A 21,862-nucleotide genomic window follows, 5' to 3' on the forward strand; every position below is an offset into this window, starting at 1 on the left:
CACTCCCAATCGGTATTACAAAAGGCGGTGAGCTTGAGCCACCAGCCAAGTAGAAAAATTTGCGGCATCAGGCGATAGCACTTCGCTCTGTTCGTGCACCAGATAAAAGGATTCGCTTGCCTCGATTCGGTGACTGAATGGCGCAACCAATTGCCCACTCTTAAGCAAATCCTCGACCACGGATGACCGTGCTAGCGCAACGCCCTGTCCCAATTCGGCCATGCGGATCGTGGATATCAGCGTGTCAAACTGAAGGCCACGGGAATAGTCGACGTCGTCTGCTCCAACTCGCTTCAACCAGTAACCCCACCCTTCTTCGTAACCCAACACGTGAAGCAGGGAATGGTTCATCAAGTCGCGAGGCTCATGTATGGGTGAGCTGGCCATGAGCTTTGGGGAGCAAACAGGTTGAAGGATGTCCCAAGTCAATCGCTGAGCATGCAAGCCTGACCACTCACCGCATCCCCAGCGAATCTCCAGGTCATCCTCGCCGTCCGGTTCTTTCACCCAAATATTGCTGATATATCGAATATCAATCTGGGGATACTCCCGACAAAAATCTGCGAGCCGGGGGGCCAACCAATAGTGAAGAAAGGAAAGGCTGCCACGCACCTTCAAATGTCTTCGATTGTGCTGGCCGAAAATCTCGTTTGTGCCGACTGCAAGGCGACTGATCGCGTCTTGTACGACAGGCAGGTACGACTGCCCCTCCTCGGTCAAGCCAAGCCCTCGAGGCAAGCGCTTGAACAGCGCCACCCCGAGGTGACTTTCTAATTGACGGATCTGCTGACTCACAGCCCCTTGCGTCAAATGAAGCTCTTGCGCCGCGTGGGTAAAGTTCAAATAACGCGCCGATACTTCGAATGCCCTCAACCAATTCAAGGGTGGTAGTGACTTTTGACTCATCGGCGCAACCTCATCAGGACTTTATCTATGCTCAATCATTGCCTGAGAAATTCACGCGGTGCTAGAGGAATGAACAGCTGCGGCTAACGCCAACCGCTCTGCTCTCTTGTTTCGAGTGATCCAATAAACGAAATAACACCACGCGATAAAGGGGAGGCCGAAGTAAAGCGCCACTCGCTGCTCAGGATCAAAAGCGATACCCACACAGGCCAGCAGACAACACGAGATTGCACCGATAGGCACCCATGGATAGCCACGTACACGGAAATGCAGGTCTTCAACTCGTCCGCCATTAGCGACGTATTGACGACGGAACGCGATCTGGCTTGCAGCAATGCTCATCCACACGACTACGACCGCCAGACCGGAAATGGACACCAAAGCCAAGTAAACCGTATCAGGGGCAAACACACTGCTGAGCAGAGAAGCCACTGCACCCGCCATACTAAGAACAATGGCGTTCACTGGTGTGCCCCGACTGGAGAGCCTGGCGTAGCGCTTAGGCATATGTCCTTGATCGCTCAATGTCCACAGCATGCGCGACGCTGCATACAGTCCCGAGTTAGCGGCGGAAATCAGTGCCGTGAGAATGACGAAGTTCATAATATCGGCAGAATATGGGATGCCAATCAACTCAAACACCATGACAAATGGACTTTCTACGAGCCCCGCTTGTTCTCGTGGCAGTAACGTCGCAAGGACGAAAATTGTCCCCACGAAGAACAGAGCCAAACGTACCACTGTCGTGCGGATTGCCTTGGGCACGCTAGTGTGTGGGTCTTGCGCTTCACCTGCCGCAATTCCGATCAGCTCAGTTCCGGAAAATGCAAAGGAAACAGCCAGGAGAGTCATTGCAATGGGTAAGAACCCGGTGGGAAAAAGCCCCTCACGTGTGAAGTTGGAAAGTCCCGCACCCTGCAGATTCTGTACTTGAAAAAGACCGAAAATGGCCGCTCCGCCGATCACAATGAACGTGATAACGGTCACAACTTTAATCAGCGAAAGCCAAAATTCAGTTTCCGCAAACAACCGAACAGAGACAACATTGCTTAAGAAGACTGCAATGGCAAACAGCGCACTCCAAATCCAGACCGGTGTGTCAGGAAACCACCGAACCATCAGTATGCCTGCCGCTGTAAATTCTGAACCGATAGCTACTGCCCAAGTGAGCCAGTAAAGCCAGGCCACTGTATAGCCTGTGCCTGGGCCCAGGTATCGCGTTGCGTAGCTACTGAACGATCCGGTTTCTGGCATCTGTACAGCCAACTCACCGAGACACACCATGACTAAGTACACCATCACTGCACCGATCATGTAAGCGATCACTGCACCGAGTGGCCCTGCCTGATTAACCGTGTAACCGGAAGTAAGGAATAACCCCGTACCGATCACACCGCCCAACGCCAACATAACGATGTGGCGGGTTTGCATTTCCTTTTTGAAATGCGAGTTTGGATCGGGCTGATTATGTTCTATCTGTGTGGTCATAGTTGTATTCTCATGAAATGTTCGGACAAGCGTCTTGTAACTGGCTTTTGGGCAGTACAATTTTGTTGTCGCTGGATTTTATTATTTTCATTCTTCATGAAGGGCTTAAGATGAATATCGAAAGTCCTGCCCGTATTCAGGCTCCTACCTCAATGAAACGTTGGGTACTGTCAGCGTGAGCGCTTGCATCATCTTGCTTACTTCGCACTAGAGCGAAGGCTTGCTTTAGATCAGCCAATAAATCGACTGAATCTTCAATGCCTACGGACACTCGAACCAAACCTTCGGAAATTCCAAGTGCCTGACGTTCTTCCAAGGTATTTTCCACGTGACTGGTCGTCCGAGCCGGCCCATAGATCGTCTCGACAGCACCCAAATTACCCGCCCGATGCGCATATCTGAGCAGCGGTAGCAAACGAGTAACTGTTTCCATGCCTCCTTTCAGCACGAAGCTGACAATGGCTCCGAATCCGTTCATTTGCGAACGAGCGATGTCATGACCTGCATGTTGAGGCAACCCCGGATAGTTCACCGTCTCGACCAGCGGTTCGGTACAGAGGTACTCGGCCAAAAGTTGCGCGCTCGCCTGTTGCTGGCGAAGACGCAGAGCCAGAGTCTTGATACCTCGGATGATTAGATACGCCGAAAAAGGATCCAGCGAGGCACCATTGATTTCACGGTAATGGCGAACTTGAGACATCAAATGCTCAGCGCCGCAAACCACACCACCGAGTACATCACCATGGCCGGACAGGAATTTAGTCGCGCTGTGCACAACCACATCAACGCCTAAAGCGAGCGGATTCTGATTCAGAGGCGTCGCGAATGTATTGTCCGCAACAACCAAAGCGCCCACTCGTTTCGCCGCTGCCACAACACGCCGAATATCAACGATTTTCAGCGTTGGGTTCGTAGGTGTTTCCAGGTACAAGACGCTGCAGCCTTTAGCGATCTCCTGCTCAAGTGCCACCGTGTCGAGGGTATCGCAAAGGGATACTTCCACACCCATGCGTGGAAGAAACTCCTCAAAAATTTTGTTCGTACCACCGTAGCTGTCACGTGTAGATATCACACGCTGCCCATAGGATAGGAAGGTGTGTAGTACACCGCTGATTGCGGCCATTCCGGTACTAAAAGCTACAGCCGACTCTGCGTTTTCGAGCTCACAGAGTTTATTTTCCAAGACAGATACGGTGGGATTGCTCATCCGGCTGTAAATGAAGCCGGGCTGCTTTCCCAATGCCACGTCATACCACTTATCGATATCGTCATAGCCATAGGCGGCACTGACCACGATAGGTGTCTGGGTCGCATTGTAAGGATGCTGAACTTGCTCTCCTCCCCATACGACTCGAGTCCCCATCCCAACCTCTGAAGCTTGGACGGCGCATTTCTTATTTTCCATAAAACTGTCTCGCATCAAGGGAAACACAACCGTGTTCCAAGTGGGCTTGGGAGGACTATAAGGAAGGCTCATGCTTGTGAAAAATCATGATATCTGGGAGTAAGGGTGGCTTTTTTTAATGACTGGATTGGGGTAAGCGGTCGCCAAACCAGTCCCACCTGGGAGAATCCCTCACTAAAATGCAGCTGCGCGATACCACGAGCTTGGGGGTGCTGAACTTAGCCCCTTGGAGATGCAGAGATGAATCCAGTGACTTCTGACGATCGATACTTTGTAGTCAAAGGACAGCTGTGGCGCTGCAGCTGTTCACCCTGTCGGTGTTTTTGAACGCATGACTGATCCGCATTGTGAACTTGGCGTAGTAATAGATGCCAAGGTCACAACACTTGTTCGGCCGCGCTGGACGCTCACATCATCGATGACTTAGTCACCGAAACTTCGAATACCCTATCGGAGAGGGGGGCTCGATATCGATTGATGAGCTGCGCGAAAGCTTACCGAAAACTCAATTCGCGGTTGCAAATGGCTAAACGCATAAACTGCCCCTAGTCACCTGCAATACACTGTCCAAAGCTGATCAACCCGTGTCGTGAAGCTTTGACTCAAAAGCTCTCTTCGCATGCCCCAATCCGGGTCGGCCGGCACACCCGCAAGACGCATCGTCCCCCTGCCCCACCTACCATTGATGGCATCCAAAACGCCCATCACTTTCTCGGTCGCTTCCGACTGAGAGATCGAGAAAAGATCTTCGGTGTACTCGCCCTTTTGGAAAAGGTTTACCAAGAGCACCTCGGCTTTGCTGTACTTGAATCCCGGCCGATAAACCCGATCCACCGCTTCCACTGCGGCCTTTGTCATCAATCGCACATCGTCGGTTGGGTAAGGCAGTTCAACCAGTACACCGTTGGCATACTTCGCTTCCTCCGGGTTAAACATGCCGGTTCGAATGCTCACCCGGATTTTCTTGCACAGAGACTGCTGTGCCCGGAGTTTCTCCGTAGCTCGCATCATATAAGTGGCGACGGCCTCTTTGATCGGAGCAATCTCGGTGAGGCGCTTACCGAACATCCGGGAACAGCAAATCTCCTGCTTCGGTGGATCTGGCTCATCAAGCTCAAGACACGGCGTACCCGCCAACTCACGGGCTGTCTTCTCAATCACCACACTGAATTTCTTGCGCAGCATCCATGCATCAGCGTTGGAGAGATCCCAAGCTGACTTGATGCCCATGCCCTCCAAGTGAAGTGTCATCTTGCGTCCGATACCCCAAACGTCAGAAACCGAGCACTTCTTCAAAACCCAATCGCGCTTGATCTGGTCACGAAGGTCGACCACTCCACCACTCTGAGCTTGCCACTTTTTCGCCGCGTGATTGGCAAGCTTGCTAAGGGTTTTCGTGCCGGCGATACCCACCCCGACTGGGATGCCGGTACTCCGATAAACTTGAGCACGGATACGCCGCCCGAGCATCTCTATATCACCTGGCACGCCTGCCAAATCTGCAAACGCTTCATCGATGCTGTAAACCTCAACGGCGGGTACCAGGGACTCGATCACACTCATCACGCGCTCACTCATGTCCCCATACAACGCATAGTTCGACGAGAAGGCCACGATCCCGTGCTGCTTTAGTTTGTGCTTGATCTGGAAGTACGGCTCGCCCATCTTTATGAACGGCTTGCTGTCCGCGCTGCGGGCGATCACGCAGCCGTCGTTGTTCGACAACACCACGATGGGGGTCTTGGCCAGGTCTGGGCGAAAGACGCGCTCACAGCTCGCATAAAACGAGTTGCAATCGATCAGGGCGAAGACTGGATCAGGCTTTCGGATCATGAGCACGCACACTGAATGTCACCACACCCCAGATGATCAGTTCATCGCCTTCCAGAATGTATCGCGGCGGGTAACCTACGTTCTCGGACATCAAGATGATGTTAGGCCCACGCTTGCACAGTCGTTTGCAGACCGGCTCGCAGTTCACCGCCGCAATCACTATGTGTCCGTGCTCAGCTGTGATCGAGCGATCCACCACAGCCATATCACCATCGAATATTCCAGCACCTTCCATGCTGCTTCCTTCGATGCGCACCAGGTAAATGTGCGGGGCTCGAATGTCCAGGAGCTCGTCAATGGAGATGTGTTGCTCAAGGTGATCAGCCGCAGGCGATGGAAAGCCTGCAGGAACTTTGAACGAATAAAAGGGAAGCTGAACTCCCCCTTCTGCCATTGGGCCGAGAATGGTGACGCTCATGAATGGTGCTTTAACCTAAACTGTATATGCATACAGTTAACGTCGAAGCAAGCTTGCGGTCAATCTCAAGCGAGGGAAATTACGACCGAAGGATTCACCGGCCGCCAGATGCAGACCACAGCGCAGGTATCCCACTGGAAATCTACTGCTTCACCAGCACCACGGCGTGGGCGGATTACGAGCGGATTCTGGGGGATATTTTCGACTGCTTGCTGGCGGTGCTGCCGGAGTTTGGCTTGAGTCTTTATCAGCAGCCGAGTGGCACGGATTTGCGTGCGGGGTTGCTGCCGGCGATGTTGGGCGCAAGTCACATTCCCGACGCCGAAAAACACGTCATGTAAACACCACAAAACCCCGTAGGAGTGAGCCTTTGTGGCGAGGGGGCTTGCCCCCGTTGGACTGCGCAGCAGTCCCCAATCTTCTGATTGGGGGCCGCTTCGCGACCCAACGGGGGCAAGCCCCCTCGCCACAATTATTTTCCCAAGTAATTGCGATCGGAATTACTTGACCTGCCGCTGCGGTGCCTTGTGCACCATGGTGTAAGCGTAATCCACGCCCATGCCATATGCGCCGCTGTGTTCCAGCACCAACTCCATCACCGCTTCGTAAGTGTCCTTGTGTGCCCAGTCGCGTTGGTACTCAAGCAGCACCTGTTGCCAGGTCACCGGCACCGCACCCGCCTGAATCATCCGCTGCACCGACATGTCGTGCGCTTCTTTGGTGGTGCCGCCGGAAGCGTCCGTCACGATGTACACCTCGTAGCCTTCCGCCAGGGCTTCCAGTGCCGGAAAGGTCAGGCAGACCTCGGTCCACAGCGCTGCAATGATCAGCTTCTTGCGGCCGGTGGCTTTCACTGCGTCAACCAGTGCCTTGTCTTCCCAGGAATTCATCGAGGTGCGCTCGATCGGTTTTTGCTCCGGGTGAACCGCCAGCAATTCAGGCCAGATGTAACCACTGAAGCTTTCAGTTTCCACCGAGGTGTAGATGGTCGGCACGTTGAAAATTTTGGCGGCCTTGGCCAGGCCTACCGTATTGTTCTTCAGCGTCTGACGGTCGATCGACTGCACGCCGAACGCCATTTGTGGCTGGTGGTCGATCAGGATCAGGGCGGAGTTGGTTGGGTTGAGCAGTTCACGGATAGACATGGCGCGTTCCTTTTGATGTCGATATTCAGGTGAGAAATGGGTGAGTCGGCGTTGCCTTCAGCGGCGTTGTCGTCGGCTTGGATGTAACTTTAGACGCTAGCAAACAAAGGGACAATTCCATAAAATAGAGAATCATTGATTCTAAAATAGGGACAATCATGGATCGCATCGAATGCATGCGCGCCTTTGTCGTCACGGTCGGCGAGAACGGTTTCGCCGCCGCTGCACGGGCAATGGATGTGCCGCGATCAAAAGTCAGTAAACAGATTCAGGCGCTGGAGGAAGCCATCGGCGTTCAATTGCTGCAGCGCACCACCCGCAGCCTGCACCTGACCGAGGCTGGCGCCGAATACTTCGACGCCGCGCGCGAAGTGCTGGCCGCGCTGGACGAGGCTGAACAGCGTGCGCGTAACGGTATTGGCGAGTTGCGTGGAGTGCTGCGGGTCAATGCGCCGATGTCCTTTGGCTTGCGCCGACTGGGGCCGCTGATCCCGCTGTTTCATGAACAGCACCCGAACATCGAGTTGCAACTGGTGCTCAGCGACCAGCAGGTGGATCCGGTGCGCGGTGGTTTCGATGTGACCATCCGCATTGCCAGCCTGCCGGACTCGACAATGATCGCCCGGCAACTGGCGCCGGCCCCGCGCATCATGGTGGCGTCCCCGGCGTATCTGGCACGCGCCGGCATACCGAAGACCCCGCAAGACTTGCGTGCCCATCAGTGCCTCAACTATGGGTATTTGCAAAGTGGCGTCAGCCTGCAGCTGTGTAATGGCACGGAAACTCAACGGGTCAACGTGACCGGCCCATTGCACGCCAACAATGGTGACTTGCTTGCTCAGGCTGCCGAAGCCGGAATGGGCATCGCCTTGTTGCCCAATTTTATTGTCGAGGATGCGCTGGCGGCTGGCCGCCTGGTGCCGGTGATGTGTGAATGGCAGGCACCCGCGATCACGATCAACGCGGTGTACCCTTCGGCACGTCGGGTCCCGCAGAAGACCCGGACGTTTATTGAGTTTTTGGTAGAGCAACTGGCAGAGAAATAGCGCAGATCCCTTGTAGGTGTCTATTTTCCGAACAGTCGGCACACCCGATCCACGTTTGCGCCGCCCGGCTCAATCGCTAGGAAATATTTCAGCTGCCATTGCTGCGTCCTGATCGCCTGCTTTGCGACAGGTCTGGTCCAAGGTGGGTAGACGCGCATTGCACGCTTGCCACCAATACCGTCAACCGACATGACCCCTTTGGCGGCCAGAATTTTCTGATCGAACACAAACTGACCGCAGTGCGTGTCATCAGCAACGCTCACCACCACAAAAGCGACGCCATCGCCGGTGTCGAACGGTGCAATCTCGCGGGTCGACGTCGGCCGCTTCCATAGCGTAACGAATTGGCCAATCTTGGTCGGCGTGGTTTTAGCCACACGAAAGACCACAATCCGGTCATCGAGGCCAAGGCGGCAGGCTTCGTACTCGCCACTCTCCGGCTCGCGTTGAACCTCATGCGTCAATGTCATGCCTGCTGGTTTGTACACCTGCTCGATGGCGGCGACCAGGTCGTGTGGAAGGTCCGTCATGGTCGTTCCTGCACGGGCTGAACTTGTCGTTTGATGCCTAACCGACTGATCCACACAGCCATAAGAATTACCGCCCCACCAAGGAACAACCGCCCCAGTTCCTCATGCTGATTCCAGATCAACAGATTGATCAACAACCCCACAGGCACATGCAGGTTGTTCATCACCGCCAGCGTTCCGCCATTCACCATGCACGCGCCCTTGTTCCACCAATACAACCCCAGCGCGGTCGAGACCAGGCCAAGGAACACCAGCACGCCCCATTGCAGCGGCGCTTCGGGCAGGAAGTTCTGTTTGCCGAAGAGCAGGAATGCCGGCAATGCCACCGCCAATGCGCCGAGGTAGAAGTAGCCGAAACGCCGGTAATGCGGCAGATCGCTCGGGTGGCGCGCCACCAGGTGTTTATACAGCACCTGCCCGGCGGCGTAGGTGAAGTTGGCCAGTTGCAGCAGCAGGAAGCCCATGAAGAAATCCGGGTTGATCCGGTCGTAGCGAATTACCGCCGCGCCCATCACCGCCACCAACGCGGCAATCAATGCCCACGGATTGAAACGCCGGTTCAGAGCGTCTTCGATCAAGGTCACGTGCAACGGCGTGAGGATGGTGAACAGCAACACTTCCGGCACCGTCAGCACCCGGAAGCTCAGGTACAGGCACACGTACGTCACGCCGAATTGCAACGCACCGATCAACAGCATGCCGCGCATGAACGCTGGCTCCACCGAGCGCCAGCGCGTCAGGGGGATGAACACCAGCCCAGCCAACACCACGCGCACCAGCACCGCGAAATAGCTGTCGACGTGACCGGCCAGGTACTCGCCGATCAAACTGAAGGAAAACGCCTGGATCAGCGTGACAAAAAGTAGATAGCCCATGCTCGCCTCGTTTTGAATGGCGGCGACGATAGCGGGTTTTGCTTTTTATCGCGAATACCCGGCAACACACAAAACCATTGGGAGCGGACCTGTGGCGAGGGGGCTTGCCCCCGTTGGGTCGCGAAGCGGCCCCAAATCCAGCAATCGCAGTCTCTCAGGTAGGCGCGTGCAATGTTTTACGACTGCTCCGCAGCCGAACGGGGCGATGCGGCGTTCCGACAAGCCCCCTCGCCACAGGTCCGTACACACAGGGGGATTTGAGGTGTTGATGAAATCGCAGGCAAAAAAAAGCCCGATCTCGCTAAAGCGTTCAATCGGGCGACAGCACTCAGGAGCAACAAGTGCAAAGGGAGGTTCGTTGCGCGTAAAGCCTTGAAGGGGTTGCGCCAGGTCACTTGAACATCAAGGGATTATCTGGCGATTAAAGGCTCAGGCGACCTGGGCAAGCTTGGCGTTGGCCTGGTTGAGGCCCTTCTCCTGGAAGTCGCCACCCAGGTTCATGCCTTCGGCGTGAATAAAGGTCACGTCGTGGATGCCGATGAATGCCATGACCTGACGCAGGTACGGTTCCTGGTGATCCGCCGTGCTACCGGCGTAGATCCCGCCGCGAGCGGTCAGCACGTAGGCACGCTTGCCGCTGAGCAGACCTTGCGGGCCGGTGTCGGTGTACTTGAAGGTCACGCCGGCACGCAGCACATGGTCGAGCCAGGCTTTGAGCGTGCTGGGGATGGCAAAGTTGTACATCGGTGCGGCCATGACCAGCACGTCGGCGGCCAGCAGCTCATCGGTCAACTGGTTGGAGCGTTCCAGCGAAGCCTGTTCGATGTCGCTGCGTTGCTCGGCCGGTTTCATCCAGCCGCCCAGCAGGTTGATGTCCAGGTGCGGCACCGGATTGACGGCCAGGTCACGCACGGTGATCTGATCGGCCGGATGCGCGGCTTTCCATTGGCTGATGAAGGTCTGGGTCAGTTGACGGGAGACCGAGTCTTGCTGACGGGCGCTGCTTTCGATGATCAGAACGCGTGACATGGGATGTAGGCTCCATCTGAGAATGCTGTAAGGCGATGGAGTGAAGGTTAAACAGAGTCATATCGATGAAAAAGCGCAAATAACTGCTATAACCCATCAATAAATTCGTTTATAAGCAGAGCATACACCTGCAGGAGCTGAGCTTGCTCGCGATAGCGGTGGGTCAGCTGAGATCAAGTTAAATGACACACCGCTATCGCGAGCAAGCTCAGCGCCTACAAGGAGTTGAATTCATTTCGGGGTGCAGGTCAGCTCGATACGCAGCTTGATAATGCTGCGGGTGAACTTGGCGGTGGCATTTTTATGTTTGCCCGCCAGCACATCGATCTTGCGGGTACGTGGCGCTTCCGGGCCATTGATGAACACGGCCTTGCAGCTGACATCGACGTCGCCGTAGTTAGCCACCCGGATGGAGCCGATGTCGTTATCCGTGTCGAAGGTCTCGTAGTCGACTTTCAAGCCGTTGAGGTTTTTCTGCACATCGATCGGATAAGCAAATGCCGTCAGCGGCAGCATCGCCAGCAGCACACAACAGAATTTATTCATTCAGCAGTCTCCATAAAGGGCTGCCAGCTTAGGACAAGAGGAGCTATTCATGAAAGCGCCCCGTGTGACCCTTGATCAATGGCGAACATTGCAGGCCGTGGTCGACCACGGTGGTTTCGCCCAGGCCGCCGAAGCGCTGCACCGTTCGCAATCGTCGGTGAGCTACACCGTGGCGCGCATGCAGGACCAGCTCGGCGTGCCGCTGTTGCGCATCGACGGTCGCAAAGCCGTGCTCACCGAAGCCGGTGGCGTATTGCTGCGCCGCTCGCGGCAACTGGTGAAACAGGCCAGCCAACTGGAAGACCTGGCCCATCACATGGAGCAAGGCTGGGAAGCCGAAGTGCGGCTGGTGGTCGACGCCGCCTATCCAAGCGCCCGCCTCGTCCGCGCCCTGACCGCGTTCATGCCGCAAAGCCGCGGCTGCCGGGTTCGCCTGCGTGAAGAGGTGCTGTCGGGGGTGGAGGAAGTCCTGCTCGAAGGCGTGGCCGACCTCGCGATCACCGGTTTTAGCATTCCAGGCTATTTGGGCGCGGAATTGAGCGACGTCGAATTCGTCGCGGTCGCCCATCCCGACCATGCGCTGCATCGTCTCAACCGCGAACTGAATTTTCAGGACCTGGAAAGCCAGATGCAAGTGGTCATCCGCGACTCCGGTCGCCAGCAGCCGCGCGACGTCGGCTGGCTCGGCGCTGAACAGCGCTGGACCGTCGGCAGCCTGGCCACCGCCGCGACGTTTGTCAGCAGCGGATTGGGGTTTGCCTGGCTGCCACGGCACATGATTGAACGGGAACTCAAGGAAGGCACGCTCAAGCTGCTACCGTTGGACCAGGGCGGTAGCCGCAACCCGAGTTTTTACCTGTATTCGAACAAGGACAAACCCTTGGGACCGGCAACGCAGATTCTCATCGAACTGCTGCGCACCTTCGACACCGCACCGCTGGACGCGCCTTTCGCCGCCCCTGAACAAGCCTGACAAGGAGTGAATGCATGGCCTATTTCGAACATGAAGGTTGCAACCTGCACTACGAGGAATATGGCCATGGCACGCCATTGCTCCTGGTTCACGGATTGGGGTCCAGCACGCTGGACTGGGAAATGCAGATCCCGGCGCTGTCCACGCGCTACCGGGTGATCGTCCCGGATGTACGCGGCCACGGTCGTTCCGACAAACCCCGCGAGCGCTACAGCATTGCCGGCTTCAGTGCCGACCTGATCGCGCTGATCGAGCATTTGAACCTCGGCCCGGTGCATTACGTGGGGCTGTCGATGGGCGGCATGATCGGCTTTCAACTGGCCGTGGACCAGCCGCAATTGCTCAAAAGCCTGACCATCGTCAACAGCGCGCCAGAGGTCAAGCTGCGCAGTCGCGACGATTATTGGCAGTGGTTCAAACGCTGGAGTCTGATGCGCGTCCTCAGCCTGGGCACCATTGGCAAGGCCCTCGGCGGCAAGCTGTTCCCGAATCCGGATCAAGCTGATTTGCGTCAAAAGATGGCCGAGCGCTGGGCAAAAAACGACAAACATGCTTATCTCGCCAGCTTCGATGCCATCGTTGGCTGGGGTGTACAGGAACGACTTTCGAAAGTCACCTGTCCAACCCTCATCGTCAGCGCCGACCGTGATTACACGCCGGTGGCGCTGAAGGAAACCTATGTAAAACTGCTGCCCGATGCGCGGCTGGTGGTGATCGCCGATTCGCGTCACGCCACCCCACTGGATCAACCCGAACGCTTCAACCAAACACTGCTCGAGTTTCTCACCGCAGTCGACACCACCCCAATCAGGATCACTGACCCATGCTGAAAAAAATCGCCCTCGTCGCCGGTTCCGTTCTGTTTGCCGCCAACCTGATGGCTGCAACACCTGCCAAGGCGCCGCACGTTTTGCTGGAGACCACCAACGGCCAGATCGAAATCGAACTGGACCCGGTCAAAGCGCCGATCAGTACCAAGAACTTTCTTGATTACGTTAACAGCGGCTTCTACAACAACACGATTTTCCACCGAGTGATCCCGGGCTTCATGGTCCAGGGCGGCGGCTTCACCCAACAAATGGAACAAAAAGTAACCAAGGACGCGATCAAAAACGAACACAAGAACGGCTTGGTCAACGTTCGTGGCACCTTGTCTATGGCACGCACTTCGGCACCTGACTCGGCCACCAGCCAGTTCTTCATCAACGTCAAGGACAACGATTTCCTTGATCAAGGTGACGGCTACGCCGTATTCGGTAAAGTCGTGAAAGGCATGGACGTGGTGGACATCATCGTCAACTCGCCAACCACCACGCGCGGCGGCATGAAAGACGTGCCCGCCGATCCTGTATTCATCAAGTCGGCCAAGGTCATCGACTAAGCTACACAGGAAGTCTTGAGCGGTTGCCGGCCTGCGGCACCGCTCACTTTGTTCAAAGGAGAGCCCGTGCGCGGGCGGAGAACTGATGCTTTATCGCCGTTTTGAAAAACTGATCGACGTCTTTCGTGATGCACCGACGGCGGCTCCGCCGGATCGGGTTCTCCCTTTCTATACCTATTACCTGAAGCAGGTCTGGCCGAGTTTCGCCGCCCTGCTGATCGTCGGCCTGTTTGGTGCGCTGATCGAAGTCGCGCTGTTCAGCTACCTGAGCCGCATCATCGACCTCGCCCAGGGCACGCCCAACGTCAATTTATTCCAGGAACACGGCATCGAACTGGCCTGGATGGCGGTGGTGGCGCTGATCCTGCGGCCGGTGTTCGTCGGCCTGCATGACCTGCTGGTGCACCAGACCTTGAGCCCCAGCATGACCAGCATGATCCGCTGGCAGAACCACAGTTACGTGCTCAAACAGAGCCTCAATTTCTTCCAGAACGACTTCGCCGGGCGCATTGCCCAGCGCATCATGCAGACCGGCAACTCGTTGCGCGATTCGGCAGTCCAGGCGGTGGACGCGCTATGGCACGTGCTGATCTACGCGATCAGTTCGCTGGTGCTGTTTGCCGAGGCCGACTGGCGCCTGATGATCCCGTTGCTGAGCTGGATCGCCGCGTACATGGGCGCGCTCTATTACTTCGTGCCACGGGTCAAGGAGCGTTCAGTGGTGTCGTCCGATGCACGCTCCAAACTCATGGGGCGGATCGTCGACGGCTACACCAACATCACCACGCTGAAGCTGTTCGCCCACACCAATTTCGAACAGCAATACGCCAAGGAAGCCATTGAGGAGCAGACAGTGAAGGCCCAACTGGCTGGCCGCGTGGTCACCAGCATGGACGTGGTCATCACCAGCATGAACGGCCTGCTGATCGTCACCACCACCGGCCTGGCCCTGTGGCTGTGGACGCAGTCGCTGATCACTGTTGGGGCGATTGCCCTGGCCACGGGCCTGGTGATCCGCATCGTCAACATGTCCGGCTGGATCATGTGGGTGGTCACCGGCATCTTCGAAAACATCGGCATGGTTCAGGATGGCTTGCAGAGCATTTCGCAACCGGTCAGCGTGACCGATCGCGACGAGGCCAAACCGCTGGCCGTTGCTCGTGGTGAAGTGCGTTTCGAGCACGTGGATTTCCACTACGGCAAGAAGAGCGGGATCATTGGCGACCTCAACCTGAACATCAAGGCTGGTGAAAAGATCGGCCTGATCGGTCCCTCCGGCGCCGGCAAATCGACCCTGGTCAATCTGCTGCTGCGCCTGTATGACGTAGAAGGAGGGCGAATCCTCATCGACGGCCAGAACATTGCCGACGTTGGCCAGGAAAGCCTGCGCGAGCGCATCGGCATGATCACCCAGGACACGTCGCTGCTGCACCGTTCGATCCGCGACAATTTGCTGTACGGAAAACCCGACGCCACCGACGCCGAGCTCTGGGAAGCGGCACACAAGGCGCGTGCCGACGAGTTCATTCCGTTACTGTCCGACGCCGAAGGCCGCACCGGTTTTGATGCGCATGTCGGTGAGCGCGGGGTGAAACTGTCTGGCGGTCAGCGTCAGCGGGTCGCGATTGCCCGCGTGCTGCTCAAGGATGCGCCGATCCTGATCATGGACGAGGCCACGTCGGCCCTCGACTCGGAAGTGGAAGCGGCGATCCAGGAGAGCCTGGAAACCCTGATGCAGGGCAAAACCGTGATCGCCATAGCCCACCGGCTTTCAACCATTGCCCGGATGGACCGGTTGGTGGTGCTGGAAAACGGCAGAATCGCCGAAACCGGCACCCACGCCGAACTGCTGGCCCATGGCGGGTTGTATGCACGGCTGTGGCAGCACCAGACCGGCGGTTTTGTAGGAATCGATTAACCCAAAATCACCCCAACCCCATGTGGGAGATTCTGTGGCGAGGGGGCTTGCCCCCGTTGGGTCGCGAAGCGGCCCCAAAATCCGCTACGACTGCTTCGCAGCCGAACGGGGGCAAGCCCCCTCGCCACAGAGCTCGCTCCACAGGCGTTCATCTCCCGCCGGGAGACCTTCAACATTCCAAAAAACCGCCACAGCCTCTCAATCACGGGCTCTGGCGGTTTTTTTAGGGCACTGGAATTCTCAAAAAACCCTGCTGTACTCAGCCAAGGTTCTGGAGATGGTTCTGCAGTCCATCTACTGGATGCGATAGGCAGTAAAACCTCGAAAGGACACGCTCTCATGTCTCTATTCAAACGTTCTGCGACAGAGTTAGTAGGCACGTTCTGGCTGGTGTTGGGGGGTTGTGGTAGTGCGGTGCTGGCCGCTGCCTTCCCGAATGTGGGAATCGGTTTGCTGGGGGTGTCCCTGGCGTTTGGTTTGACGGTACTGACCATGGCATTCGCCATCGGCCATATCTCCGGTTGTCACCTCAACCCGGCAGTGTCGCTGGGACTGGTGGTCGGCGGACGGTTCCCGGCCAAGGAACTGCCGGCCTACATCATTGCGCAGGTGATTGGCGGGGTGATTGCAGCCGCGTTGCTGTACTTCATTGCCAGCGGCAAACCCGGTTTCGACCTGGCCGGGGGCCTGGCGTCCAACGGCTACGGCGACCACTCCCCCGGCGGCTATTCCATGGCGGCCGGGTTTGTCTGTGAACTGGTGATGACGGCGATGTTCATCCTGATTATCCTCGGTGCCACCGACAAGCGCGCCCCGGCCGGGCTTGCCCCTATCGCCATCGGCCTGGGACTGACCCTGATCCACCTGATCTCGATCCCGGTCACCAACACCTCCGTCAACCCGGCGCGCAGCACCGGCCCGGCCCTGATTGTCGGAGGCTGGGCGATTCAACAACTGTGGATGTTCTGGGTCGCACCGCTGCTGGGTGCAGTCATTGGTGGCGTGGTTTATCGCTGGCTGGGCAAAGAAGACACTTAAGGTCCCGGACGAGGATCAGTCTTGCCGATAAGGCAGGGCGGTCCTCGCCTCTTCGGCATAGGCCAGCACCCCGACACGCTCTTGCTGCAGAAAGTCTTTCACCGCCGCCTTCAGCCCGGAGTGGCGCAGGTAGTGCCAGGAATGAGTAATCACCGGTTCAAAGCCGCGAATCAACTTGTGCTCGCCCTGCGCTCCGGCGTCGAATCGCTGAAAGCCGTTGGCAATCGCATAATCCATACCCTGATAGAAACAGGTCTCGAAGTGCAGGCGATCAAACTCCGCCAGGCAGCCCCAGTAACGACCATAAAAACTGTCGCCGCCCACCAGGCTGAAGGCCATGGCCACCGGCCGTGAGCCCTGTTTGGCCAGTACCACGCGAATCGATTCCGGCATGCGTTCGGCCAGCAGGCTGAAGAATTCGCGCGTCAGATAAGGCCTTTGCCGACGCACCGCGTAGGTATTGGCGTAGCAGGCATAGACGAAATCCCACTGCGCCTGATCCAGTTGCCGACCTTCAAGCCATTCGAAATCAATGCCCTGCCCCGCCACTTGCTCGCGCTCTTTGCGCATCTGCTTGCGCTTGCGTGAACTGAGCGCGTCGAGGAAATCCTGAAAATCCCGATAGCCGCGATTCTGCCAGTGATACTGACAGCCAATTCGCTGTAGCCAACCGGGCTGTTCGCTCAACGCAGCGTCGGTAAACGGGTCCGTGAAGTTGATGTGCGCACTGGACAGTCCTTCGATCTCAAGGTAGCCCGGCAGGCTGTTGAGCAGCTCGAAACCGTCCTCGACGCTGGCCGCCAGCAAGCGTGGGCCGCTGACCGGACTGAAGGGCACGGCGGTCAATAATTTGGGGTAATAGTCGATGCCGGCCCGCTCGCAGGCATCGGCCCAGGCGTGATCGAACACGTACTCACCATAGGAATGCCACTTGCGATAACTGGGCAGCGCGGCGATCAACCGATCACCCTCGATGTGCAGCAAATGCTCGGGCTGCCAACCGGAATGCGGGCCGACACTGCCGCTGTCCTCCAAGGCACTGAGGAAGGCATGGCGCAGAAACGGCTGGCGCTCGGGAACGAGTGCATCCCAGATGTGCGGGGCGATTTCGGACAGATTTTCCAAACGTTGCAGCGGCATCAACTTCATCTCCACTTCTTGCGTGAAAGCCTCGCGAGTATCGCCTATCGCCATCCATTCCACACCCGTGTTTCGCCGTCAGACCCGCGAAGGAAAAGTTCAAACAGCCTTTGGATCGTCATCAAGACGCCATCACTTAGCCACTGCTCTGTCATAAACCATCGCGATACTGGCGCCTGTTTTTAGAGCGCCTGGTTATTACCCGGCCACTGTTTTCGTCCATCAATGGTCGGTTGTGCCCTGGATGGCTCAGTCATCCACTCTCATCTTCGGAGATTGATATGCGTCTTGCTTCCACGAAAACTGCGGCGGCCCTGTGTGGCGGGCTACTGCTGGCCATGAGCGTTCCGGCCAGCGCCGCAGTCGACGCCAAACTGCTCGACATGCTCAAGGCTAACGGCTCGATTACCAACGCACAGTACGGCGAACTGCAAGCCGAACTGGCCCGGGATCAGAAAGACCAGCAAATCGCCCGTCAGGCTCAGCAAGAGACAAACGAGCAGATCGCAGCAACTGCGAAGAAAACCGACACACTGAGCGCCTTCGACCAGAAACTCGCATGGGCAGCCAAGACCCAATTCAAGGGTGACGTTCGCTTCCGGCAGGAAACTGTCCAGAACGATGGCGTTCCCAACAACAAAGACCAGAACCGTCAGCGCATTCGTGCCCGCCTGGGTGCCTACAGCGAAATCAACCCGCAAGTCGACACCGGTATCCGTATCGCCACCGGCAGCAACGACGACGCTCGCTCCACCAACCAGGACCTGAACAACTACTTCGACAAGAAGCAGATCTGGCTGGACCAGGGTTACGTCGATTACCACCCGGACGCGATCAAAAACCTGCACCTCGTTGGCGGCAAGATGCCACAACAATGGGTGAGCATGGGCGACATCATCTGGGATAGCGACATCAACCCGGAAGGCCTGTCAGCGTCCTACAAGTACCCGCTGAGCGGCAGCACCGAACTGTTCGGCAGTGCCGGTCACTACACCCTCAAGGACAACGTCGACGGCGAAGGAGTGCAGTTCAAACACGACTTGCGTCTGTACGCTGGCCAGTTGGGTGCGCGCTTTGCCATCACCGACAGCCTGAAAATGACCTTGGGCGGCAGTATCTATTCGTACGACAACGACGCGAACAGTGCCTGCCCGACCACAGGCACCGTCACCGCGCCATGCGCCCTGGCCGTCAACGGCAACAGCCCGAACGAACGCTTCAAACTGTATGAAGGCTTTGGTCAGCTCGACATCAACAACCTGCCAGTACCGCTCTCGTTCTACGGTCAGTACGTCAACAACAAAGACGCGAGCAACGACCAGGACACGGGCTGGTTGACCGGCGTCAAGACAAAGCTCTACGGCTTCGCAGTGGACTACAACTACCGGGATGTACAGCAGAATTCGGTGGTTGGCGCCTTCACCGACTCCGACTTCGCCAACGGTTTTACCGGTTCGCGCGGCAGCAAGCTGAAAGTGAGCTACGAGTTGGACAAAAACTTCAACCTGGGCGCGACGTACTACATGGCGACGTCTGACCAGACCAACGCCAGCATCAACAAGAAAGATTCGGACATCAACACCCTGCAACTGGATGCTGAAGCGAAGTTCTGATTTACCGCGCAATACGACTCGGGCAAGGAAGCCCGGGTTGCTTTTACAGACTGGCGTGGATGGGTTGATCCCCATCATCCGTTTGACTCATCCACGCGAGCCTGTTTCTTGCCCTGCCATCAATCCTCTCTGCTACGGAATGTCCTTGCGACGTTCGGCAGCCAGACGTTCGGCCAACGTATCAGCGTCCGGCACAGCGTCTTCAGGCATGGCGCGCAATGTCGCCTGCATCACCCGCATCTGACGAATGAACCGCCGGCAATTAGGGCAGAACATCAAGTGATGGCGCACCATCAACTTCTCGCGAAAGCTTAACTGGCCATCGAGATAATCGCTGGAACGGGCCACTTGTTCCTTACAGGTCAACATTCGCCGGTTTCCTCAAAATGTTCTACGGTCGCGAAGACCTTCAACCGTGCCCGATGCAGCAGCACACGAACATTGGAGAGCGAGATTTCCAGAAGATTACAGATCTCTTCCAACTCCAGCCCCTGACGCTCGCGAAGTAATAACACACTGCTTTGCAGTTCCGACAGGCTGAGTAGCGTGTGTTCCAGGCATTCGCGCAGCTCGTTTTCGGTCAGCAGCGCTTCCGGGGTGTCCTGATGCCAGGCAAACGGCGCCACCAGCCAATGACCATCACCGGACGAGAAACGATCATCATCGATGGTGCCATGGGGTGACGGCAGGTCATCGAGGAGCACTTCACGACGGTTTTGTTTGTATCGACCTTTTGCCGCATTGGCGGTAATGGTCAGCAACCAGGTCTTGAGGCTCGAACGCGCCTCGAATTTGCTCAGGTTACGCACCACCGATAGCCACGCATCCTGGACGATTTCGTCGGCATGCCGGCTGCCCACAATCGCATAGGCCACCGCGCGCATGGCGCTCTGGTAGGTGCTGACTAATTCTTTGAAAGCCTTTTGCTCTCCGGCCAGTAATCGCTCAAGTAGTTGCGAATCGTCAGCCGCCATCAATCCATCCCCTTGTTCAGACGTCGAAAATGACGACGGCAGGACTTCGCCCGCGGCGCAGTCCTGCCGTCATTCCCGAAAATTACAGTGTCCTGACGGTTTCGACTGTAGGAAACGTCCTCACTATCCAACGGAAAAAGGTTTGGCTCAACGCTTGCGCAGAATCACGCTGCCAATCGAATAACCGGCGCCAAACGAACTGAGCACGGCCAGCGAACCGGCGGCCAGATCATCCTGGTTTTTGTGAAACGCAATCACCGAACCGGCAGAGCTGGTGTTGGCGTAGGTGTCGAGAATCACCGGTGCTTCTTCTTCGGTGGCCTCGCGACCCAGCAGTTTCTTGACGATCAGGTGGTTCATGCTGAGGTTGGCCTGGTGCAGCCAGAAGCGCTTCACGTCGCTGATGTTGAGCGTGTTCTCATCCAGGTGCGTGGCGATCAGCTCGGCGACCATCGGGCAGACGTCGCGGAACACCTTGCGGCCTTCCTGCACGAACAGTTTGTCCTTGGCACCGACGCCCTCTTCCGCCGCGCGGTTGAGGAAGCCGAAGTTGTTGCGGATGTTGTTGGAGAACTTGGTCAGCAGCTTGGTGCTGACGATGTCGAACTGGTACTGGGACGTCGCCAGGTCCGCACGTTCGATGATCACGGCGGTGGCCGCGTCACCGAAGATGAAGTGGCTGTCTCGGTCGCGGAAGTTCAGGTGACCGGTGCAGACTTCCGGGTTGACCATCAGGATCGCCCGGGCCTGGCCCAGTTGCACGCTGTTGGTGGCGGCCTGGATACCGAAGGTTGCCGAGGAGCAGGCGACGTTCATGTCGAAACCGAAGCCGTGGATGCCCAGCGCTTCCTGGACTTCGATGGCGATGGCCGGGTAGGCGCGTTGCAGGTTGGAGCAGGCGACGATCACGCCGTCGATGTCCGCGGCGGTCTTGCCGGCGCGCAGCAAGGCTTGTTCGGCAGCGCCGATGGCCATTTGGCAGAGCACCGACCATTCGTCGTTCGAGCGCTCCGGCAGGCGTGGCGCCATGCGATGCGGGTCGAGAATGCCGTCCTTGTCCATGACAAAGCGGCTTTTGATGCCGGAGGCTTTTTCGATAAACGCCGCGCTGGACTCGGTCAACGCTTCGATTTCGCCACGGGCAATGGCCTCGGCGTTGTCGGCGTTGAATATCGCGACGTAGGCGTTGAAAGACTGCACCAGCTCTTCGTTGGAGATGCTGTTGGCCGGGGTGTACAGGCCGGTGCCGCTGATGACGACGTTATGCATGGTCGTTTCTCTAATCTGTTCAGGCAGAAAGCATTGGCACCGACGTACCAACACACAAAGGGTCCGTTCCCGTCACGGGAAGCCAACCAGGCATCGCTTTATTCCGTTGCGCCCGGACCTTGAAAGGCTCAAAACCGCGGGGCCGGCGTTTATAGGCGCGAAGTTTGCCATAAACGTTAGATTTTGGCGCCTTTTGCTGGATAAAGCGCCTGTCGAATGTGGGAGCCAGTGTGGCGAGGGGGCTTGCCCCCGTTGGGTGGCGAAGCCGCCCCGTTACGGGACCCCGGTTTATCAGTTGTACTGAGTGAGCAGGTTTACGACTGCTACGCAGCCGG

20 protein-coding genes and 2 pseudogenes are annotated in these 21,862 nt (G+C 57.1%); 8 read left to right on the forward strand and 14 right to left on the reverse strand.

Annotation, left to right across the window (positions count from 1 at the left end):
- Nucleotides 1-15 precede the first annotated feature (15 nt).
- The 5 genes from EAH78_RS03510 to EAH78_RS03530 all read right to left on the reverse strand — a co-directional run bounded on the left by EAH78_RS03510 (nt 16) and on the right by EAH78_RS03530 (nt 6,050).
- Nucleotides 16-906: a LysR substrate-binding domain-containing protein gene (locus tag EAH78_RS03510; RefSeq protein ID WP_140665727.1), complete on the reverse strand. Its 891-nt coding sequence runs from the start codon at nt 904-906 to the stop codon at nt 16-18.
- Nucleotides 907-957: 51 nt separating this feature from the next.
- On the reverse strand, nt 958-2,394 hold the full coding sequence (locus EAH78_RS03515; protein ID WP_140665730.1) for an amino acid permease: 1,437 nt from the start codon (nt 2,392-2,394) through the stop codon (nt 958-960).
- A gap of 136 nt (nt 2,395-2,530) precedes the next feature.
- On the reverse strand, nt 2,531-3,799 hold the full coding sequence (locus EAH78_RS03520) for a cystathionine gamma-synthase family protein (RefSeq protein WP_140665733.1): 1,269 nt from the start codon (nt 3,797-3,799) through the stop codon (nt 2,531-2,533).
- A 549-nt stretch (nt 3,800-4,348) separates the two neighbouring features.
- Nucleotides 4,349-5,629 (reverse strand): translesion error-prone DNA polymerase V subunit UmuC, encoded by a 1,281-nt coding sequence (gene umuC, locus EAH78_RS03525; RefSeq protein WP_140666800.1) that lies wholly within the window; start codon nt 5,627-5,629, stop codon nt 4,349-4,351.
- On the reverse strand, nt 5,616-6,050 hold the full coding sequence (locus tag EAH78_RS03530; RefSeq protein WP_140665736.1) for a LexA family protein: 435 nt from the start codon (nt 6,048-6,050) through the stop codon (nt 5,616-5,618). Before EAH78_RS03530 ends, umuC begins: the two co-directional genes overlap by 14 nt.
- A 102-nt stretch (nt 6,051-6,152) precedes the next feature.
- Between EAH78_RS03530 and EAH78_RS03535 the strand changes: the two are divergent.
- Nucleotides 6,153-6,391, forward strand: a pseudogene (locus EAH78_RS03535) (mechanosensitive ion channel family protein); the annotation flags it as partial.
- A gap of 159 nt (nt 6,392-6,550) precedes the next feature.
- Here EAH78_RS03535 and EAH78_RS03540 read toward each other — a convergent pair.
- Nucleotides 6,551-7,195 (reverse strand): hydrolase, encoded by a 645-nt coding sequence (locus EAH78_RS03540; protein WP_027925826.1) that lies wholly within the window; start codon nt 7,193-7,195, stop codon nt 6,551-6,553.
- 158 nt (nt 7,196-7,353) lie between these two features.
- Between EAH78_RS03540 and EAH78_RS03545 the strand changes: the two genes are divergently transcribed.
- Nucleotides 7,354-8,241: a LysR family transcriptional regulator gene (locus EAH78_RS03545; RefSeq protein WP_140665739.1), complete on the forward strand. Its 888-nt coding sequence runs from the start codon at nt 7,354-7,356 to the stop codon at nt 8,239-8,241.
- A gap of 20 nt (nt 8,242-8,261) precedes the next feature.
- On the opposite strand, the gene EAH78_RS03550 is transcribed toward EAH78_RS03545, so the two are convergent.
- The 4 genes from EAH78_RS03550 to EAH78_RS03565 form a co-directional block, all read right to left on the reverse strand.
- Nucleotides 8,262-8,771: a MepB family protein gene (locus tag EAH78_RS03550; RefSeq protein ID WP_140665742.1), complete on the reverse strand. Its 510-nt coding sequence runs from the start codon at nt 8,769-8,771 to the stop codon at nt 8,262-8,264.
- On the reverse strand, nt 8,768-9,646 hold the full coding sequence (locus EAH78_RS03555) for a carboxylate/amino acid/amine transporter (RefSeq protein WP_140665745.1): 879 nt from the start codon (nt 9,644-9,646) through the stop codon (nt 8,768-8,770). Before EAH78_RS03555 ends, EAH78_RS03550 begins: the two co-directional genes overlap by 4 nt.
- Before the next feature lie 429 nt (nt 9,647-10,075).
- Nucleotides 10,076-10,675: an FMN-dependent NADH-azoreductase gene (locus EAH78_RS03560; protein WP_027925829.1), complete on the reverse strand. Its 600-nt coding sequence runs from the start codon at nt 10,673-10,675 to the stop codon at nt 10,076-10,078.
- A 231-nt stretch (nt 10,676-10,906) separates the two neighbouring features.
- Complete coding sequence (locus EAH78_RS03565; RefSeq protein WP_140665748.1) at nt 10,907-11,221, reverse strand: 3-phosphoglycerate kinase; 315 nt, start codon at nt 11,219-11,221, stop codon at nt 10,907-10,909.
- A gap of 49 nt (nt 11,222-11,270) precedes the next feature.
- On the opposite strand from EAH78_RS03565, the gene EAH78_RS03570 reads away from it, so the two are divergent.
- From EAH78_RS03570 to aqpZ, 5 genes and pseudogenes are all read left to right on the forward strand, one after another.
- The gene (locus EAH78_RS03570) at nt 11,271-12,194 is read left to right on the forward strand and encodes a LysR family transcriptional regulator (protein WP_027925831.1); all 924 of its coding nucleotides are present in this window, start codon (nt 11,271-11,273) and stop codon (nt 12,192-12,194) included.
- A gap of 14 nt (nt 12,195-12,208) precedes the next feature.
- A pseudogene (locus EAH78_RS03575) lies at nt 12,209-13,014 on the forward strand (alpha/beta fold hydrolase).
- Nucleotides 13,015-13,017: 3 nt separating this feature from the next.
- Entirely contained in the window at nt 13,018-13,575 is a 558-nt protein-coding gene (locus EAH78_RS03580) for a peptidylprolyl isomerase (protein ID WP_140665754.1), read from the forward strand.
- Nucleotides 13,576-13,660: 85 nt separating this feature from the next.
- Complete coding sequence (locus EAH78_RS03585; RefSeq protein WP_140665758.1) at nt 13,661-15,493, forward strand: ABC transporter ATP-binding protein; 1,833 nt, start codon at nt 13,661-13,663, stop codon at nt 15,491-15,493.
- A 339-nt stretch (nt 15,494-15,832) separates the two neighbouring features.
- The gene (aqpZ, locus tag EAH78_RS03590; protein WP_140665761.1) at nt 15,833-16,531 is read left to right on the forward strand and encodes an aquaporin Z; all 699 of its coding nucleotides are present in this window, start codon (nt 15,833-15,835) and stop codon (nt 16,529-16,531) included.
- A 15-nt stretch (nt 16,532-16,546) separates the two neighbouring features.
- On the opposite strand, the gene EAH78_RS03595 is transcribed toward aqpZ, so the two are convergent.
- Complete coding sequence (locus EAH78_RS03595; protein ID WP_140665764.1) at nt 16,547-17,671, reverse strand: GNAT family N-acetyltransferase; 1,125 nt, start codon at nt 17,669-17,671, stop codon at nt 16,547-16,549.
- A 281-nt stretch (nt 17,672-17,952) separates the two neighbouring features.
- Here EAH78_RS03595 and EAH78_RS03600 point away from each other — a divergent pair, with 281 nt between their 5' ends.
- Nucleotides 17,953-19,284: a putative porin gene (locus EAH78_RS03600; RefSeq protein ID WP_140665767.1), complete on the forward strand. Its 1,332-nt coding sequence runs from the start codon at nt 17,953-17,955 to the stop codon at nt 19,282-19,284.
- A 132-nt stretch (nt 19,285-19,416) separates the two neighbouring features.
- Here the strand turns inward: EAH78_RS03600 and EAH78_RS03605 are convergent, their stop codons facing one another.
- The 3 genes from EAH78_RS03605 to EAH78_RS03615 all read right to left on the reverse strand — a co-directional run bounded on the left by EAH78_RS03605 (nt 19,417) and on the right by EAH78_RS03615 (nt 21,527).
- On the reverse strand, nt 19,417-19,653 hold the full coding sequence (locus tag EAH78_RS03605; RefSeq protein ID WP_140665770.1) for an anti-sigma factor family protein: 237 nt from the start codon (nt 19,651-19,653) through the stop codon (nt 19,417-19,419).
- Nucleotides 19,647-20,261, reverse strand: coding sequence for an RNA polymerase sigma factor (locus EAH78_RS03610; RefSeq protein WP_140665773.1), 615 nt, complete (start codon nt 20,259-20,261; stop codon nt 19,647-19,649). The genes EAH78_RS03605 and EAH78_RS03610 overlap by 7 nt, the downstream gene beginning before the upstream one ends.
- Nucleotides 20,262-20,405: 144 nt before the next feature.
- Nucleotides 20,406-21,527: a beta-ketoacyl-ACP synthase III gene (locus tag EAH78_RS03615; RefSeq protein ID WP_140665776.1), complete on the reverse strand. Its 1,122-nt coding sequence runs from the start codon at nt 21,525-21,527 to the stop codon at nt 20,406-20,408.
- Between the last annotated feature and the right edge of the window lie 335 nt (nt 21,528-21,862).

Origin of the sequence: Pseudomonas arsenicoxydans, from assembly GCF_006438915.1 — a bacterium.
GTDB lineage: Bacteria > Pseudomonadota > Gammaproteobacteria > Pseudomonadales > Pseudomonadaceae > Aquipseudomonas > Aquipseudomonas arsenicoxydans_A.